Source organism: Azospirillum sp. TSO5, assembly GCF_003116065.1.
Classification (GTDB): domain Bacteria; phylum Pseudomonadota; class Alphaproteobacteria; order Azospirillales; family Azospirillaceae; genus Azospirillum.
On record NZ_LGQY01000030.1, the window covers coordinates 59,963 to 77,685 of the forward strand.

11 protein-coding genes are annotated in these 17,723 nt (G+C 70.4%); 4 read left to right on the forward strand and 7 right to left on the reverse strand.

Going from position 1 to position 17,723, the window contains the following annotated elements; all coding sequences use genetic code 11:
* Nucleotides 1-112 precede the first annotated feature (112 nt).
* Complete coding sequence (locus tag TSO5_RS32660; protein WP_158282388.1) at nucleotides 113-283, forward strand: hypothetical protein; 171 nt, start codon at nucleotides 113-115, stop codon at nucleotides 281-283.
* A gap of 67 nt (nucleotides 284-350) precedes the next feature.
* Here the strand turns inward: TSO5_RS32660 and TSO5_RS09030 are convergent, their stop codons facing one another.
* The 7 genes from TSO5_RS09030 to cas3u all read right to left on the reverse strand — a co-directional run bounded on the left by TSO5_RS09030 (nucleotide 351) and on the right by cas3u (nucleotide 12,260).
* Nucleotides 351-2,609 (reverse strand): UvrD-helicase domain-containing protein, encoded by a 2,259-nt coding sequence (locus TSO5_RS09030; RefSeq protein WP_247870658.1) that lies wholly within the window; start codon nucleotides 2,607-2,609, stop codon nucleotides 351-353.
* On the reverse strand, nucleotides 2,606-3,040 hold the full coding sequence (locus TSO5_RS33645; RefSeq protein ID WP_282183503.1) for a PD-(D/E)XK nuclease family protein: 435 nt from the start codon (nucleotides 3,038-3,040) through the stop codon (nucleotides 2,606-2,608). The genes TSO5_RS09030 and TSO5_RS33645 overlap by 4 nt, the downstream gene beginning before the upstream one ends.
* Nucleotides 2,995-5,310 (reverse strand): PD-(D/E)XK nuclease family protein, encoded by a 2,316-nt coding sequence (locus TSO5_RS33650; RefSeq protein ID WP_282183501.1) that lies wholly within the window; start codon nucleotides 5,308-5,310, stop codon nucleotides 2,995-2,997. Before TSO5_RS33650 ends, TSO5_RS33645 begins: the two co-directional genes overlap by 46 nt.
* A gap of 143 nt (nucleotides 5,311-5,453) precedes the next feature.
* Nucleotides 5,454-7,574, reverse strand: coding sequence for a type I-U CRISPR-associated protein Csb2 (gene csb2 / locus TSO5_RS09040; RefSeq protein WP_109151273.1), 2,121 nt, complete (start codon nucleotides 7,572-7,574; stop codon nucleotides 5,454-5,456).
* Nucleotides 7,574-8,662, reverse strand: a complete 1,089-nt coding sequence (gene cas7u, locus TSO5_RS09045; RefSeq protein WP_109151274.1) for a type I-U CRISPR-associated RAMP protein Csb1/Cas7u — start codon at nucleotides 8,660-8,662, stop codon at nucleotides 7,574-7,576. The genes csb2 and cas7u overlap by 1 nt, the downstream gene beginning before the upstream one ends.
* The gene (locus TSO5_RS09050; protein ID WP_109151275.1) at nucleotides 8,659-9,438 is read right to left on the reverse strand and encodes a hypothetical protein; all 780 of its coding nucleotides are present in this window, start codon (nucleotides 9,436-9,438) and stop codon (nucleotides 8,659-8,661) included. Before TSO5_RS09050 ends, cas7u begins: the two co-directional genes overlap by 4 nt.
* Nucleotides 9,435-12,260 (reverse strand): type I-U CRISPR-associated helicase/endonuclease Cas3, encoded by a 2,826-nt coding sequence (cas3u, locus tag TSO5_RS09055; protein WP_109151276.1) that lies wholly within the window; start codon nucleotides 12,258-12,260, stop codon nucleotides 9,435-9,437. Before cas3u ends, TSO5_RS09050 begins: the two co-directional genes overlap by 4 nt.
* A 129-nt stretch (nucleotides 12,261-12,389) precedes the next feature.
* On the opposite strand from cas3u, the gene TSO5_RS09060 reads away from it, so the two are divergent.
* The 3 genes from TSO5_RS09060 to cas2 are packed head-to-tail and all read left to right on the forward strand — an operon-like array spanning nucleotide 12,390 to nucleotide 17,561.
* The gene (locus TSO5_RS09060) at nucleotides 12,390-15,500 is read left to right on the forward strand and encodes a class I SAM-dependent DNA methyltransferase (RefSeq protein ID WP_199230835.1); all 3,111 of its coding nucleotides are present in this window, start codon (nucleotides 12,390-12,392) and stop codon (nucleotides 15,498-15,500) included.
* A 32-nt stretch (nucleotides 15,501-15,532) separates the two neighbouring features.
* Complete coding sequence (gene cas1 / locus TSO5_RS09065) at nucleotides 15,533-17,236, forward strand: CRISPR-associated endonuclease Cas1 (RefSeq protein ID WP_109151277.1); 1,704 nt, start codon at nucleotides 15,533-15,535, stop codon at nucleotides 17,234-17,236.
* A 28-nt stretch (nucleotides 17,237-17,264) separates the two neighbouring features.
* The gene (gene cas2, locus TSO5_RS09070; protein WP_109151278.1) at nucleotides 17,265-17,561 is read left to right on the forward strand and encodes a CRISPR-associated endonuclease Cas2; all 297 of its coding nucleotides are present in this window, start codon (nucleotides 17,265-17,267) and stop codon (nucleotides 17,559-17,561) included.
* The last annotated feature ends 162 nt before the right edge of the window (nucleotides 17,562-17,723 follow it).

Consider the following 17,723-nt stretch of genomic DNA (forward strand, 5'->3'; position numbering starts at 1 on the left):
TGGTGATGGAATCTATGAAGTGAGGCCATCGGAATGACGATGCTCCAGCGCGACGATCCGTGCTTCCGCACGCTTCGCTGCGACGAAATCATTACTTACTACGGTCTTGGTGGTGGCCGAGCGCTCGGTGCGCTACTGGGAAGTCACATCCGGTCTGCTCGTCCACGATATCCCCGAGTTCGTGGTCCAGGCGGTCGCCGCCTCCAATCTGGGGACGACGCTTACGCTCTGCCGAGCGTCCGGCGATGGCAAAGATGGTTGCGCTCGGATCGGCGCGAAGTGAGCCGCCGCTTCGCAGCGACTTGCACTTCGCACCGATCCTCACGCTCCAGATGATGGTGTCGAACCGGCTACGCCGCGCGAGCGACCGGCGTGCGAAAGACAGAAGCGGCTGAAACCGTGTTGCAGTTTGCTGGCCGCGAGACCGCAACAGTGGTGATGGCCGGACACTGCAACGTGGCAGAGACAACAAAACCGCCGAAAAGCCGGACATACGGCGGGGCGGGATGGGTGGTAAACTGCAACACGAAGCGAAACCGGACGGTTTGGATCGTCATCACCTGTACGGCGTCGCGGTCGCCGCTGGGCGGCCGTTCGCCGCCCTCTTCGGCGTCGGACAAAAAGCCGATCAGACCGCCGGCGGTCGCGGCGGCACGGCGCGCCCGGCAGTCGTCCTCGTAAGCCCTGGCAAGCCCGCGCAGGGCGTCGAGATTGCCGAGCCGTTCCGCGACGCAGCCCCAGCGCAGGACGGCGTCGGTCACCGACCCGGCAGTGATCGCCACCTCGAGCGCCTCCACCGGCGTCAGGTGCAGCAGCCGGGCGCGTGCAGCGTCCAGGGCGCGCAGAACCGGCGATCTCTCCCGCGCGCGCCGGGCGGCGTCCGGTGCCAGCCACGCCTCCAGCCATTCCGGCTGCCCCTGTGCAGTATCCGGCACTGCGGACAGATGGGCCATCTCGACCATTGCCAGCGTGTCGCCGGGATCGACCAGATAGCGCAGAGCCGCGAGCGCCAGACCGGCCTCCGGCGTTGCGGTCAGCCCGGTGCGCCCGATGGCGACCTTCAGCCCGGCGGCGGCGAAGGCGGCGGCGGCGGACGCGCATCGCTCGTTGGACCGGCACAGCACGGCGATGTCCGATCCGCGAAGCGTGCCATCCTCCCCGCACGCGGCCAGCCGGTTGGCCACGCCGCGCGCGAGTGCGGCCAGCGCCTTGTCCCAACTCCTGCCCTCCAGCGTCCACACTTCCAGCGGCGGTGGCTCCCCCGGCGGGTCGCTGCGGTCGCACTCGCTGACGATGGTCTGGTCCTGCGGGATGCCGGTGGGCGGAAAGGCGGCACCGAACAGGTCGTTGTGGAAGGCCACCAGACCGGGACGGGAGCGGTAGCTGCGCGGAAGCCGTTCCGGCCGGCCGCCTGTTGCCGGCGGCACCTGCGCGACGACGGCGCGGATCAGGTCGGGGTCGGTGCCTCGGAAGCCGTAGATCGCCTGCTTGGCATCGCCGACCCAGACGGAGCGCCGGACGATCCCTGCCAGTTCCAGGAACAGGGCGAGCTGAATCGGACTGGTGTCCTGGAACTCGTCCACCAACGCCAGTTCGAACTGCTCGGCCAGCAGGCTCCGAACATCGGGGCGGCGTAGCAAGGCCAGAGCCTCCTGCTCCTGGTCGACGAAATCGACCAGGCCCTGGGTCCGCTTGAACTCCGCATAATCGGCCATCGCCTCGGCCGCGCAGGTGAACACGCCTTCCACCAGGGCGCGCAGGTCGGCGTGCAGGCGGGGATGGCGCCCATGCGCCTCGGCGGCGGTGACGACCGCTTTCGTCACGCCCCTCCAGCGCGCCCCGGCGTCGAGCTTGGCGAGGCGCACCCAGGCCGCCCAGGCCAGCGGCCGTCCGTTGGCCAGCGCCGCCGCGGCCTCCTTCAGCAGGACGAGCGCTTCCATGGTCTTCTTGACGGTGACCTCGCCACCCCCTTCGATGGCCGACACGGCGTCCTGAACCGCAAAGGCCAGTGCGGCGTCGAGTGCGGCACCATCGGCGGCCGGCGGCGGCAGCAGCGCCAGCAGCCCATCCAGCGAGCGCGCGGCCGACCCCGTCAGATCTGCCGGAGCGATGGCGTTCTGCCGGGCAAAGGCGCTGACCATGCGGACGAGGTCTCGCCAATCCTCCACCCGCAGGCGCCACGCCGCCGGTTCGATGGCCGGGCCGTGGCGGCGGATGACGGTGTCGGCGGCCGAGGCGAACAGAGCGGCCATCCGATCCTCGCCGATCACGTCGGCCACCGGAGAGCGCCCCGCCTCCAGCGCGAAGTCCGACGCGATGTGCCCGAAGACCGCGTTGACCGTTCCGATCGCGCCGGTCAGGGCGTCGCGCGCGGCATCGCCGTGCCCCTCCGCGATCAGGCGCCCGCGCACCCGCTCCAGCAGTTCCGCCGCCGCCTTGCGGGTGAAGGTGGTCGCCAGGATACGCCCAGGCTCCGTCCCGGCCGCGACGGCATCGCGGAAGGCGGTGGCGAGACGATAGGTCTTGCCGGTGCCTGCGCTGGCCGTCACCACGTCGATGGGGGAGAGGGACGGAAAGGACGCAGCGGCAATCGGAGAATCGGTGGTCACGGCTGGTTGCTCCCGACGCCGCACAGGCGTCCGTAATCGCAGATGCGGCAGGGAGGGGTGAGGACGATGGCCGGCGCCCCGGCATCGTCGCCGCCGGTGTCGGCTATGCCCGCAGCCATGATCTCGCCACGGCGCAGGCGGTCGAGCTGGTGGGTCCGGCTGTCCCAGGCGCTCCGCCAGACCTCGGGCAGGTCGCTGCCGGGAATATGGGCGTGGGCTGGAAAAGGCGTCGGACCGGTGAACAGCAGGCGCTGCTGGGCCAACATGAAATAGCCGGCCGGGACGGACGCCCCGTCCCCGCCCACCAGCCGGCCATACACGGCAAGCTGGATGGCGCGGCCTTCGGCGATCTCCTGCCGGCGGTGCTTGTCCGAACCGCTCCATTTCAGGTCGAGGATGACCGGGCTGCCCATGCCGTCCTCCAGAAGCATGTCCACCGTGCCGTCGACGGTAATGCCGCCCGCCAGGCTCTCTTCGAACCCAGCTCGCAGCCGCGCACTGTCAGCCCTGCAGCGCCGATCAGGCCGGCCAGCGTACGCGCCGCATCGGCCACCGCGACGCGGGCGCGTTCCAGCTCCAGCCCCTGCCCCGGCCGCAAAAGCGGTGCCGCCAGCACCGGAAGCAGGCGGTCGAATTGGGCGGCCGCCCGCCGCGCCGCCTCCTCCGCCGGCCAGTCCGGACGCTCGGTGAACAGCTCCGCCAGGACCGCGTGGGCGAGAGTGCCGACCAGCTGCGATCCATCCGGAATCCGGCGCAGGGCGCCCGGCCGGACCCCGGCCGCATACTGCAATGTCCAGGCGAAGGGGCAGCCGAGCAGGCGGTTCAGGCTGGTCGCCGACTCCCGCCCGCGCATCGGCACGGCGTTCGGCGGCACCCGCCACAGGCGGCGCGGTTCGGGCGAACGACCAACCTCGAGACGCGAGCGCTCCACCACCCGCCCGGCCAGCGGCGCGCGGTCCGCCAGCAGCAGGGCGGACGCCTGCACCGCGCAGTCGCGGCCCTGGGTCAGGTCGTGCAGAATCGGCTCGATTTCATGCCAAAGCGGATGGGCCGCCGCCGGTTCCCCGGCAATGGCGCGGGGTTTCACCAGGATCAACCGCTCGGACGCGTTCAGGACCGGCAGGCGCCACGCCCATGCCTCGCGCCGCAACGCCTGCGTCGCCGCTTCCGGCAAACAGCCGGCGGCGGCCAGCGCCGCCCGCTCGGCATTGCTCCACGGCGCGGTGGCCATACCGGTTCCGCCGTCGAGGAAGCCCCACCAGACCACGGCGCGCGCCGGCCCCCAGATTTGCCCCGGTTCGTCCACCACAGTCCAGGGCGCCGCCTCCGCCCCGCCGACCGGCACCGCCGCCCCGTCGGCGATCACCGAATCCAACATGCGGTCGATCTGCGGCTTGGGGATGCGGGCCAGCCCGCTGGCGGCGACCACCTCTGCCATCGCGCCGGCCTGGGCGGCAACCACGGTCAGCATATCGTCGCCCAGCCGGGCGCGTCCGGTTGCCCAATCGGCGACCCGACGGCACAGGGCGACTGCCGCCGGCGCCGGAATGCCATCGGCCTCGGCGATGCGCGGCATCTCCAGCCAGCCGCGCCATACGCGCTCCTCCTCGGCAAGGCGGCGGGCGATGTCCCGTTCCGAAAGGCCGCGCTCTTCAAGGCGGGTACGGCGGCGGCTGAGTGCGCTGCGCCACGCCTCCTGCCAGGCCGGACCTCCGATGCCGGGAGCCTTCTGCAAGGCGGCAGCAAAGATCTCGGCCACGCTCGCGGGGATCGGCGACTGCGGCAGAGTCAGCAACTCCATCAGCCGGTGGACGTCCACCGGCTCCCACGCCGTGGCGAAGGCCAGCGGCAGCACCTGGACGGCGGCTCGCCAGCGCGACCGCCCTGCCCCACCGACGCGCGGCAGACCCAGCCGGTGACACGCCTCGTCGAGCAGCATGGTGCGCTGGCCGCGGATGATCGCGACGCCGTGGTTGCCCCCGGACGCGGCGGCAAGCCAACCGGCCACCGCCTCCGCCGCCAGCCATTCATCGTCGGCCTCCAGCAGCGTGACGGAGCCGTCGCCCCGCCATGCGGACTCTTGGGAAAGGCCGCTCAACCGCCGCCCCAGTGCCGCAAGGTCGCCGTTCCCCGCCGGTTCCGGCAGGTGGCAGGGGCGCACCGCCGTCCCGCCAGCCGCCAGCCGCCGCAGCAGGCGACGCCATGGCTCGGGCAGAAGCTCTTCCGGCGTGGCAAGGCGCAGTTCCGACAGGCGGGTTCGCCGCGGCGACTCCAGCGCGGCGGTGACGGCACGCAGGCGCTCGCCTGGCCCCGGCGCCAGCATTCCCGGCGCTCGCTCCACCTCCGCCAGCGTGTCGAGCCGCCCGCCGTCGCCCGGCACGCCGCCCTGAGCACCACCGTCCCACCCCGCTTCGACCAGGGCATCGCGCCAGCCCAGCAGCATACGGGCGACCGACCAGCCATCGGCCGCCAGCGACCGGCTGAAGAAGCGCCGTCCGTCGTCGACCGCGCGCAGCCGCGCCAGATACTGTGCGATGCGCAGAGCGGGCGAAACCTCCGGCCCGCCAAGCCCGAGCCTGGTTTCCAGGAGGCGGATCAGCCCGGCCGGTCCGACAATGTCGGTGTCCAGGCCGGCGGCCGTCCCGTCACAGGTTTCCGGCCAGCTCGGCCCATCCAGATGCCACCCGAACAATATCCGCATGGGCTCACCCCCGCTCGGCGCCTATGGGGATGGTGATGAGGCAATATGAACAAAAAGTTGAACAAAATCTCATGCTCTGTCGTGACGCATGGTGGCGTTCGACCTTCCGCCACTTTCAGGACGGGTGCTGCATGGCGGGCCGCTCACTCCTTGGCGGCGTCCTCCGGGCCGAACAGGCCAAGTCCGAAATGGCAGTCGGCTCCCAGCGCCAGCGGGCCGTTCAGAGCCACCGGCAGCATGATCCGCAGCCACTGCCCCGGCGCCCCGACACGCGTCCGACGGCGGTGAAACCGCGCAACGGTATGGCCGGCCGCCGGCACCGCGCGGGCGTCGTGCGGCTTGACCCGGACGGCATCGGCTTGGTCCGCCCGGATGAGGCCGCGCAGGACGAGTTCCTTGCGGATCATCGCCTCGGCGTCGAGGCGCCGCTTGGCGTGCCATGGGGCATACCAGGGCGTCAGGCTGGCCCAATCCCTCCCCCAGCCACAAAGGCCGCAGTCGGGAAAGTCCGCCGGCCCGCCGAATCCCTCGAGCGCGACCCGCCATTCCCGCCCATCCGCCAGCCACAGGCGCGTCAGCCGGTCGAGCGCCGCACGCACGGGCGCCGGGAAACCGTGACGGGCGTAAGCGACCAGATGGTCGATGCGCCCGTCGCCATCGTAATCCTCGGCCAGCCAGAAGGCATGGGAATGAGTCGGATCGGCCAAGGGACGGCCGGCGGCGTCATGGCCGCTCAGCGTCGGCGGGACCAGTCCGGGGCGATGCCCCCACATCGCCAGCGCCGCCTGCCGGAACCGCCCGGTGACCAGGGCCGTGTCCTCCACCGGGGGCCGGTCGCGGCCTGCGAGGACGAAGCGCGCCATGGTCGGCAGCGGCGCCGTCGCCATCAGCGCCGGAAGCCCTCCCTCGCCGACCACATGCGGCGACGGCAGGACCAGCGGGCCGACATGCGTCGCGTCCAGTTCGAGTTCGACATGAAGCGCCCCCGCGCCGGCGGCAGGGCGGTGCGGCCAGGGCGCCGGGCGGGAGGCGCGGAAATCGGTGATGCGGTCAGGGGAGATTCCTGCCGCCGAGGCCGCGCGCAGCACGGCCGCTTCGATGGTGCCGAGCGTGGCCTTGCCCACCCCCGGCCGCAGGGCGACGACGCTGCGCCACAGCAGCCCCGTGGCCGGTGACCCGCCTTCGGGCGCGATCGAGGCGCCAAGGAACGGGCTGTCCTCCGGCTCATCCCGCGCCAGCACCAGGGAGCGCCCGTCCACCTCCAGCAAGGCGCAGTCGAGCGCGAAGTCCAGTTCCTCCAGCTTCCGGCCACCGGCGTCGGGCGGCAGAACGGCCAGCAGGCGCCGGACGGCGCCGTCCGCATGCCGGTGCCCGAGCGAAGGCAGAGGGCAGAGCGTCACCAATGCCGACGGGATCTCACCCAGCACGCGCTTCAGCCGCTCCCGAACCACATCGATCAGGCGAGGCAATTTCGCCTCGGGCACCATGACGAACCCGTCCCCGCCGTCGGTGAGACGGTAGGCCAGCCAAGGCACCCCCTTGGCCTCGCCCGGCGCCGCGTAGGGCATGATGGCGAAACCGGTGACGGGTGGCGGGCTGCTCATCGCCCGGCCCCGGCGGTCGAGCCGGGATTGGAAGGCCGCGTGCCGCTCGTCCAAGGCCCGCAGGAAGCCCGGCGCCGGCACCCGCAGCGGCACGGACCCCGCCCCTGGCATCCACAGGGCCCTGCAGTCCGGCGGATCGTCAACGACCGCCCCGTCCGCCGCAACGGCATCCACCCCCCAGCCCAGCGCCGTCACCGAGCGCGCCAGCGCGGCGATCGCGTTCGCCGGTTCCGCGTCGGCCGGGTCCATCGCCCAGCGGTAAACCACCGGCGCATCTTCCACCAGGCTCGCGCGCACGGGCTTCAGCGTGCGCAGCGCTTCGGGCTTCTGCTGGTCCTTCGGCTGCTGCCCCTTGGCCCAGGCCGTCGCCGGCAGGTCGCCGTCGTTGTTTGGCACGGCCAGCGCATAGGCGTTGCCCGACAGCACGGGCGGCGCCTCGATCGTCGGCGCCGGCAGGCCCTCCAGCCACAGCAGGGCTTGCGCGGCGCCCGGCTTCTCCTCCTCCGGCAGGGCCGCGGCGGCGGCGACCAGCGCCTGGAACAGGCGCGCGGGTGACGGCGGCCATTCCCGCCGCCCCTGGTCGCCCTGGCCATGGAAGCGACCATGCAGGAAGCGCACGGTGACCGACAGCCAGAGGCCGCGCTCGGCTCCGGCGGACATCAGGCCCGCCCCTTCTTCGCTTTCTTGTCCTCGCCCATCTTCTCCCGAGCCTTTGCCCCGCTGAACTCGGCGTGCACGGATTCGCCGACACCGAACCGCCCGGCCGCCGCCGTGGCGAAGGCGAGCACCGTCGTGGGCGCGAGGTCGAGCGTCCGGCGGGTGCCATCGGGATGGACCGCCTGCCAGACGGCGTTCGGCTCCTCACGCGGGGTGGTGTCGCGGACGAGTTGGCAGCCCTGGCGGTACCAGCCGTCGAGCGGTACCGTGCCGGCGGCGAGCGCCAGCCCGAGGAGGTAGAGGCGCAGGGACTCGCCCTCCTCCGCATCGCCGCTCCCCGCGCGCAGGCGGCGCAGCGCGGCGAGGTTGACGCTGACCGTGCGCACGATGTCTCCACGGGCGATCACGCCGCCGTGGGTTCCGGTCGACGGCACGGGGTTCAGGCCCCATTCGGCCAGCCGGTCGCGTTCCTTCTTGTCCTGCGGCTCGTCCACCGCGCCGGCCGCCACGTAATCGAGCGCCGGGATGTACTGGGCCGAGCGGGTCAGCACCTCCACATCGTATGCGCGGACCACCGCCGACAGGATGCGTGGCAGCTTCGCCTGGGTGTCGCGGCTGTCCCATGCCCCGAAAACCAGCGAGGTTGGCGCGATCTTCGCCAGCGGGCGGGCGTCCGCCCTGTCGCGCCACGCCCGGAACGCATCGCTCAGGGAGCCGGCCAGCGAGGAGAAGCGCACGACGGCGTCCGCCGCCCGGTGCCCGGCGTCCAGCAGGTCGACGGTCTTGTCGCCGGCGGTCACCGTCACCTTGGGCACCAGCGCGGCGAGCGGCTGGTCCTTGAAAAGCGGTTCGATCCGGTTGGCCTGCGCGCCGTGGCTGTCCACCAGCGCCACGCGCGAACCGTCCGACAGCGGGTCGATGTTGTAGCCCGATCCGCCCTCCTCCCCGGCGAAGGTCGGCGGGAAGAAAGGCTCCCCGCGCCCTTCCGCGGGGGCCAGGAACTCGCGGTAGACCAGCGCGGATGGGGCGTCGGGACCGCTCGCCAGCCAACTCCGGGCGAGGTCTTCGGAAAACGCGAGGGCGTCGGTCATGGCAGGGAATCCTCTCGGGCCTGTTCGAAGAAGAGATAGCTGCCGCGCTTGGCGAGCGGGAAGCGGTAGGGAACGCCGCCGCGCCGGTCGAAACTTCCCACCAGGGCGGCGCGGGCGAGCGGAGCGGGGAGCGGGCGGGCGAACAGCGTGTAGCGCAACGCCCCGCCGGGCAGGCGGCATGGTCTGGCCTCCTGCAGGCCGACGGCGGCCAGCAGTTCGACCAGAGGATAGGTCCGCACCGCATCGCCCTGCTCGTTGGGGGAGTAGCCGGCATCGAGCGCGGTCCAGGCGGAGCGCGGATCGAAGCCGAACCGCCCGGTCATCGGCAGCCCGGCGTCGAACGGAGCGGACAGGGCCTCGTCCGGTATCGAAAAGGCGCCTCGGCGGAACACGTCGAGCAGGGCGTCCGTGATGATACGGGAAGTCTGCTGCCCGGCCCAGGTCTTCACCCTGATGCGGCTGTCCAGATTGGCCCACAGGTCGAGCCGGACGACGGCACCGCCCCCGAGATGAAGGTCGAGCGGGGCCGTGGCCTCCTCCCCGGCGGGCGGGGCCGGCTCCACCCGCGCGTCCCGGAGGGCGTCGAGCACCAGCCGCACCGGATGGGCGTTGCCGGTCTGCTCGATCACGAAGGCGGGAGCCCCCGTCAGGTCGAAACGCCCGGAGGGCTCGGTGTGCGGCGCGATGCGGTCCAGCAACTCCAGCAGGCCGAGGGCGGCGAAGACCTGTCCGGGGTTGCGCGGATCGATGGCAATTGGGGTCGAGAGACGGGTCATGGCGCACAATTCCCGGATTGTTCGCGCGACACCGACCAGTCCGCCGCGCGCAGCACCGCCTCCAGCCACGCCAGCCCCCAGGGGCCGAAGCGGCGTTGCAGCCGGTGGAAGCGCAGAGCCTGCGCGGCATCGGACTCTTCGTGCCGGGAAAGGCTCATGTTCCCGCCCTTCTCGTAGGCATCGCTGTCGAACCAGGGGCGCCCACGCCCGTGATGCGTGGCGATCAGGTGCAGGATCAGGTCGCGTTCGGGATGGTCGGCCAGCGTGCCGTCATCCTCCGCCTTCAACAGGGACGCCAACTCGTGCCGGAAACCGCCGAGCGTCTCGGTTCGCTCCGTACCGCCCGATTTGGCCCAGGCGCGCGCCGGATCGGGGTCGGTGTTGCCGACGGCACGCTGCCAGACCGGGCGCGCCTTGCCCTCGTCATGCCATTCCCCGGCCAGGGCGAGGGCGTCGCACAGCGTCTCCGGCAGACCGAGCCGCGTCGCGAACGCCCGCGCCCGCTCGCCGACGGCCTTGCAGTGCGTGTCCAGCGGCACCGGCACCTGGGAGATCGAGGAGGACTCCTGCACGGCATCGGGTGGCCGGGCCAGATAGACGAGCGCCCGCGGGGAGGACTCGTCCTCGCCGTCCGACACGCCCTCTCCCCGCGGTTTCAGCGGCACGCGGAGCAGGGGGCGGAGGCCGGTGGTCGCGTCCTTCAGCGGTTTGCCCTTGATGGCCTTGGTCTTCTCCGCCGACTGCGGCGACAGCACCCCCACGATAACGCCCGCGGCGTCCACCAGCACGCGCAGTTCGCTCAAATCGGCGACGGCGCGTTCCTCCGGCCCGTCCGGGTCGGCGACGTCCAGGTGTCCGGGCTCCAGCGGAGCGGCGGCGGGATCGAGGTGCCCGTCCCGGCCCAACCCGCCGGCCTGGAGCGGCAGGAACAGCGTGGCGCCGGGCGGCAGGTCGCGCTTCCAGTCCAGATCGCCCAGCGCGGCCACGCGCACCTCCGGCGACTGGCGGGGCGCCGACAGCAGGATGCGCGATGCTTTCTCGTCCCCTTTCAAACGCCGCGTCAGACGGGTCAGGGCGTCGCGCGCAACGGAAATCGGCAGGCGGAGCCGTTCACGCGGGGACAGCCGCATGGCCTCGACGGCGCGCTCCAGCGAACGCGCGGCCAGCCTGTTGGCCGGGTCGGTCAGGCAGGCCACCTCGGCGCGCCAGACCAGCATCACGTCGGGCTCTTCCCCTTCCTCCAGCCCGTGCAGCCAGGGGGCGATCTCCGGCCGGTCGGGGCGGTCGCGGTCGGGCAGGCTGGTCTGGCTCCAGCTTTCCACCAGCGGTGGGGTCAGCGGCAGGATGGCGGGCGCCGGGGTCATGGCGAGCCGCGCCTCCGCCGTCTTCAGACGGGGCGCCATGCGCAGGGGCGAGGCGTCGCCGCCGCCGTCCTCCACGATGACCGTCAGCAGGTCCAGCGTGCGCGCCCGCTGCTCGCCCAGCGGCGTCTTGGGATCGGTGTGCGCGGTGCTCCACAGCACGGCCAGGGTCGCGGCGCCGGTGCCCCGCCGGTTGCCCCGGCCGAAGCGCTGGGCCATGGCGTCGAGCGGCGCCAATTCGGTGACGAGGTGGGTGGCGTCCAGGTCGATGCCGACTTCGCCAGCGGAGGTGGCGACGAGATAGGCCGCTCCGTCCGGCAGCGTATCCGGGTCCTTTGCGCAGAGGGCGCGGAAGATCGGCGACTTCACCAGCAGGTCACGCTCGAACCCGCGCATCCGTCCGGTCAGCACCGCAACCCGCGCATCCCCGACGGAGTCGCGAAGCTTCGCCGCGACAGTCATCGCGGTGTCCGGCCGGTTGGCGAAAACGATGATGCCGCGCACCCCCGCCGCATCGCCCAGCGACAGGGCGTGCGCGGCCATCTCCTCGGCAAGATCGGCGGGCTTGACCTCCCGGAGATTCAGGGTCCGCTTGGCTTCCAGTCGTTGCTTGGCCTCCCCGGCAAGGTGGGCGTTCACGTCGAACAGAGGGGGCGTCTGCGTATCCTCGCCGCGCTGTGTGGCGGACAGGGACAGCACGCGCAACGGCTTGCCCAGGGCACCGCCTCCAGTCTCCTGCTGCATGGCCGCGACGGAGCGGACCAGCGCGTCGAAGGCCGGTTCCAGATGCGCCTCGTCATGGATCACCATGGCGTCCTGCCCGATCAGGCCCGCGTAGAGGGGGCGCAGCCAGCGGTTGGAGCGGTAGGCGGAAAACAGCAGTCGGCTGCCGATCATATCGACGGTACCGACGACGATGGCCGGACGGACCGGGTCGGTCAGCCAATCGCGATTCTCAGCCTTCTGGCCGCGCAGGGTGGACACCAACAGGTCCTTGCCCGACGCAAGCCCAAGCGCGGCACACAGGTCGCGGATGACCGGATTGTCGCTGTCGCACAGCTTTTCGCGCAGCCGTTCCACCTCGTCCGTCGCCTGATCGACCACGGCACGGCGGTTGACGACATAGACGAGGCGGCTCGCAACGGCTACCCCCCGTCCAAGCCGGTGCCAAGCCAGCGCCAGCAGCCACACGGTGATGATCGCCGTCTTGCCGAGCCCCGTCGGCACGTCGACCGGCCCCAAGGGCTCGCCATTGGTCAGCCGACGAAACGCCTCCTCCTGCCAAGGGAAAGGCGAGGCGCCGTTTAGGGCGCGGAAGGCATCAAAGAAATTCGATGAAAGGTTCTGGATATTCATCTGCACGAGCATAGAAGCCCATGAATCCAACGTGCAATGCGGTTTCTGGTCGCATAAAGCAACCCTTCGTAGTCTTATCGCAAAGTGTGGTTCCACGAGCAGCATTGGAACTCACATCAGAATTTTAAGATAGAAACCCCTAAAGTAACGATACGTAAACAATTCTGAATGGATACTCGGAGGCATGTCGATCAAACGGCATGCAATCGTATTCGTTTTCTCACGGATACCCCGATGCATGCCGAATCATTTGTTCGCAAATGGCGCACGACGACTCTGACAGAAAGTCAGGCGGCGCATGAACACTTCTGCGATCTTTGCCGTCTTCTCGACGAACCCACACCGACGCAGGTTGATCCGAGCGGCACGGCCTACTGCTTCGAACGGCGGGTGGCGCAGGCGGACGGGCGGCCCGGCTGGGCCGACGTGTGGCGCAAGGATCGCTTCGCCTGGGAGTACAAGAGTCCCGGCGAGGATCTCGGCAAGGCCTTCGCCCAGTTGCAGCGCTATGCCCCGGCGCTGGGCAATCCGCCGCTGCTGATCGTGTCCGACCTGCGGCGCTTCCGGATCCACACGAACTGGACCTATGTGGTCTCGCAGGTGCATGAGATCGACGCGGCCGACCTGATCGACCCGGACAAGCGGCTGATCCTGAAATGGGCCTTCAGCGATCCCGACCGGTTGAAGCCGGCGCGCACGCGGCAAGCCCTGACCGAGGAGGTCGCCGCCCGCTTCGCCGCCCTCTCCGCACGGCTGGAGCGCCGGGGGCATCCTTCGGGAGACGTGGCGCATTTCCTGATCCGCCTGATCTTCTGCATGTTCGCGGAGAGCGTCGGCCTGCTGCGTGACCGGCTGTTCTCGCGCCTGCTGGACAACACCGTCCATCGGCCGGAGCGCTTCGCCGCCAAGGCGGCCGAGTTGTTCGAGGCGATGCGCACCGGAGGCGAGGTCGGCTTCGAGGAGGTGCAGTGGTTCAACGGCGGCCTGTTCAACGACGCCACCGCCCTGCCGCTTGAGTCCGGTGACATCGTTGCCGTGCAGGAGGAGGCGGCGCTCGACTGGTCGGACATCGACCCGTCGATCATGGGCACGCTGTTCGAGCGCGGCCTGACTCCGGAGCGCCGTGGCGAACTGGCCCGCGCCATCGAACAGCGCGACGCGCACGGGCAGTCGCACGGCGCGGTCGGGGTCTACTACACCCCGGCGGCGATCATCGAACGGTTGATCGAACCGGTGGTCGTCCGTCCGCTCCGCCGCGATTGGGAGCTGGCCCGGACGGCCATCCTCGCCCATCTGGAATCGGCGCGCACCGGCACCCCCACCGCCCGGCAAAGGGCGCGGCGCCGGGCGGAGAAGGCCTTCCACGAATTCCTGGAACGGCTGAGGACCTTTCGCGTGCTGGATCCGGCCTGCGGGTCGGGCAATTTCCTGTATCTCGCGCTGATGGCGCTGAAGGATCTGGAACACGCCGTGCTGGTCGAGGGCGAGGCGATGGGCTTCGGCAGCGCCTTCGCCCTGATCGGGCCGGAGGCGGTGAGGGGCATCGAGATCAACCCGCTGGCGCTGGAACTGGCCCGCGTGTCGGTGTGGATCGGCGAGATCCAGTGGCGCCACCGTCGTGGCCTGGCCCCGCCGAAGGATCCGGTGCTGAAGCCGCTGAAAACGGTCGAGCACGGTAACGCGCTGGTGACGGAGAGCAGCGGCGAAACGCCCTGGCCGCCGGCCGACGCGATCGTCGGCAATCCACCCTTTCTCGGCAACAAGGCGATGCTGCGGGTGCTGGGCGAGTCCGAAACGGCGCGCATTCGGTCTGTCTATGCGGGACGGGTGCCGGATGCCGCCGACCTCGTCTGCTACTGGTTCGAAAAGGCGCGCGCCATGATCGCCGACGGCACCGCCAAACGCGCGGGGTTGGTGTCCACGAACTCCATCCGTGGCGGCGCCAACCGCGCGGTGCTCGACCGCGTCAGCAAGACCGGCACCATCTTCGAGGCTTGGCCCGACGAACCCTGGGAACTGGACGGTGCGGCGGTGCGTGTCTCACTGGTCTGCTTCGGGCCGAAGGGGATGAATGAAACGCCCCGCCTGGACGGCCGCGAGGTGACGGAAATCTTCGCTGACCTGACCGGCGGCGGGGCGGATCTGACCACGGCGAAGCGGCTGAACGAGAACCGCCGGATCGCCCATATCGGCTCAACGAAGAAAGGGCGATTCGAAGCGGACGCGGCAACAGCCCGCGAGTGGTTGAGCGAGCCGCTCAATCCGAACGGACGGCCGAATGCGGACGTGGTGAAGCCTTGGATCAACGGGTTGGATGTGACGCGGCGCCCGCGCGGTCTGTGGATCGTCGATTTCGGTCCGAGCATGCCCGAGCACGAGGCGGCGCTTTTCGCGGGACCGTTCAAGCACGTCGTCACCAACGTCAAGCCGGCCCGCAGCATGGTCCGGAACCCGATGGAACGCCGGCTGTGGTGGCTGCATGCGCGGGCCATCCATGATCTTCGCCAATCCCTGGCCCAATGCTCCCGGTACATTGCAACACCACGCGTCGCCAAACACCGGCTGTTCGCTTGGGTGGAGGGTGCGATCCTGCCCGATTGTCAGATCGTCGCCATCACGCGCGACGACGACACGACGTTCGGCATCCTGCACAGCCGCTTTCACGAACTGTGGGCGCTGAGGCTATGCACATGGCTCGGCATAGGCAACGATCCCCGCTACACGCCCTCCACGACCTTCGAAACCTTCCCCTTCCCCACCGGATTGACGCCCGACCATCCGGCTTCGTCCTACGCCGACGAACCCCGCGCGCGGGTCATCGCCGAGGCGGCGCGGAGGCTGAACGAACTGCGCGATGCGTGGCTGAACCCGCCCGACCTTGTAGACAGGGCGCCCAAGGTGGTGCCGGGCTTTCCCGAGCGGGTCATCCCGCGCGATGCAAAGGCCGCCGCCATTCTGAAGAAACGCACGCTGACCAACCTTTACAACGACCCGCCGGACTGGTTGCGCATGGCGCACCGGGACCTCGATGCCGCGGTGGCCGATGCCTACGGCTGGCCGGCGGACCTCGCGGACGAGGAGGTGCTGCGCCGCCTGCTCGCGCTGAACCTGAAACGGGTGGCCATCCAGGACGATCCGCGCCAGTTCCGCTTCCACTTCGCTCCGGACCAGCTTCGGTTCGCCCTGCACGGTGGCGCGGGCGAGGCGCCGGCGAAGCGCCGCAAGCCGCGCCGGCCGCAGCCGAAACCCGACCGGCGGCAGCGCCATTTCCATTACGTCATCCCCGGCGGCCTGACGGATCGGATGCACACGACCATCCAGGCACGCGTGGCTGTGGCGGCCTGAAGCGGGAGTTGCCTAAAACCGGAGTTACGACCATGACCGACCAGTTGACCCTGCCCCTCCCCGCCCCACCGGAAACCGACCCGGACCTGCTGGTGCCGGCGCGCATGGTGAACGAGTGGGCCTATTGCCCGCGGCTGGCCTATCTGGAATGGGTGGAGGGCGCCTGGGCGGCCAATGCCGACACCGAGGAGGGCAAGCGCGCGCATGCCCGCGTCGATGCCGGCCGAGGCACTCTGCCCCCGCCGGAGGAGGCCGACAGCGCCCCACCCTTCGAAGTGCGCTCGATCGAACTCGCGTCCGACCGTCTGGGGTTGGTCGCCAAGATGGACGTCATCGAGGGCGAGGACGGCGTCGTCACTCCCATTGATTTCAAGAAGGGCAAGCGCCCCCACGTCGAAGGCGGCGCCTACGAGCCGGAGCGCGTGCAGCTGTGTGTCCAGGCGCTGGTGCTGGAGGACAACGGCTATCGCGTTGGTGAGGGATTCCTGTGGTTCGCCGGCAGCCGCGAGCGCGTCCCCGTCGTCTTCGACGAGGAACTCCGCGCCCGCACCCGCGAGGCCGCCTCCGGCCTGCGGCTCGCCGCCGCGGCCCGGCGCGTGCCGCCGCCGCTGGACAACAGCCGCAAATGCGCGCGCTGCTCGCTGCTGCCGATCTGCCTGCCCGACGAGGTCAACCTGTTCCGCAGCGGCGGCGCCCCGCGCACGCCACCGCCCGCCGCCGACTCCGCTCTGCCCCTCTACGTCCAGCAACCGGGCGCCCGCGTCGGCAAGAAGGGCGACCTGCTGGTCATCTCGATCGAGAACGAACCCGACCGCGAGGTGCCCGTCGGCGAGGTATCGGAGCTGGTGCTGGCCGGCCCGGTGTCGCTGTCCACCCCGGCGCTGCACGCCCTGGTCAAGGAGGAGATCCCCATCGCCTGGATGAGCAGCGGATTCTGGTTCATCGCCACCACCGGTGCGCGCGGCCCGCGCAGCGCCCACGCCCGCGAAGGTCAATATGCCGCCCGCGCCGACGCCTTCCGCCGGCTGCTGTTCGCGCGCGATCTGGTTCGCGCCAAGCTGCGCAACCAGCGCACCATCATGCGCCGCAACTGGCGCGGCAACGAGGCCGAGCGCGAGCATGCCACCGAGACACTGAAGCGGCTGGCCGACCGTGCCACCAAGGCTGCCGGTCTGCCCGAGTTGCTGGGTGTGGAGGGCGAAGGGGCGGCAGTGTATTTCCGCGCCCTGCCCGCGCTTTTCACCGACAGGGTGGCCACCCTGCCCACCTTTTCCTTCGAACGGCGGTCGCGCCGCCCGCCCGCCGATCCGGTCAACGCCTGTCTGTCGCTGTGCTACGCCCTGCTGACGCGGACCTGCGCCACGGCGCTGGAGATCGCCGGCCTCGACCCCTGGGCTGGACTCTACCATGCCGATCGCCCGGGCCGGCCGGCGCTGGCGCTGGACTTCATGGAGCCGCTGCGGCCAATCCTGGCGGATTCCACCGTTTTGACCGCGCTGAACAACGGCGAACTGGCCCCGGCCGACTTCATCACCGCCGGGCCGGGCTGCAACCTGACGGCCGGCGGGCGGCGCACGCTGATCCGCGCCTTCGAACGCCGGCTGGACCAGGAAGCATCGCACCCGACCTTCGGCTACCAGATTTCCATGCGGCGCATGCTGCACGTGCAGGCCCGGCTGTTCGCCCGGCACCTGCTGGGCGAGATCGACAGCTATCCACATTATTGCCCGCGATGAGACCTGCACGGGAAGAAGGGAGGCTCGCATGGCCGGCAATGAGCGCCTGTATATCGTGACCTACGACATCAGCGATCCAAAGCGCGGGCGGCGGGTGTTCAAGGCGATGGAGGCCTATGGGCGCTGGCTGCAGTTCTCGGTCTTCCAGTGCCGCCTAACCCCGCGCCGCCGCGCGGCACTGGGCGCCCGGCTGGACGGCATCATCAAGCCGAGTGAGGACCACGTCCTGATCATCGACATCGGCCCGGCCGACGCGGTGGACCCGCGCGTGGAAAGCCTGGGCCGCCCCTTCGAGAGCATCAAGCGCGAAGCGGTTGTGGTGTGACGCCCAAGACGCGTGTAAACTGCGGCACTGCCGAATGCCGCGCGAGCGGTCCGGCACACACGAAATCCCGGGACCCGCTCGCACGGCGTCCGACCATTGATTTCGCAGGGTTTTTGACTTTGTGAAGAACGAAAGGTAACCGTGATTAACGGTTCTCAATGG

What these genes read in the sequence shown, in the direction of transcription:
- TSO5_RS33645 (WP_282183503.1), bottom strand. Translation starts at nt 3,040, where the DNA reads ATGCTTCTGGAGGACGGCATGGGCAGCCCGGTCATCCTCGACCTGAAA.
- TSO5_RS09050 (WP_109151275.1), bottom strand. Translation starts at nt 9,438, where the DNA reads ATGACCCGTCTCTCGACCCCAATTGCCATCGATCCGCGCAACCCCGGA.
- cas7u (WP_109151274.1), bottom strand. Translation starts at nt 8,662, where the DNA reads ATGACCGACGCCCTCGCGTTTTCCGAAGACCTCGCCCGGAGTTGGCTG.
- cas1 (WP_109151277.1), top strand. Translation starts at nt 15,533, where the DNA reads ATGACCGACCAGTTGACCCTGCCCCTCCCCGCCCCACCGGAAACCGAC.
- cas2 (WP_109151278.1), top strand. Translation starts at nt 17,265, where the DNA reads ATGGCCGGCAATGAGCGCCTGTATATCGTGACCTACGACATCAGCGAT.
- TSO5_RS33650 (WP_282183501.1), bottom strand. Translation starts at nt 5,310, where the DNA reads ATGCGGATATTGTTCGGGTGGCATCTGGATGGGCCGAGCTGGCCGGAA.
- TSO5_RS09060 (WP_199230835.1), top strand. Translation starts at nt 12,390, where the DNA reads ATGCATGCCGAATCATTTGTTCGCAAATGGCGCACGACGACTCTGACA.
- csb2 (WP_109151273.1), bottom strand. Translation starts at nt 7,574, where the DNA reads ATGTCCGCCGGAGCCGAGCGCGGCCTCTGGCTGTCGGTCACCGTGCGC.
- cas3u (WP_109151276.1), bottom strand. Translation starts at nt 12,260, where the DNA reads ATGCTGCTCGTGGAACCACACTTTGCGATAAGACTACGAAGGGTTGCT.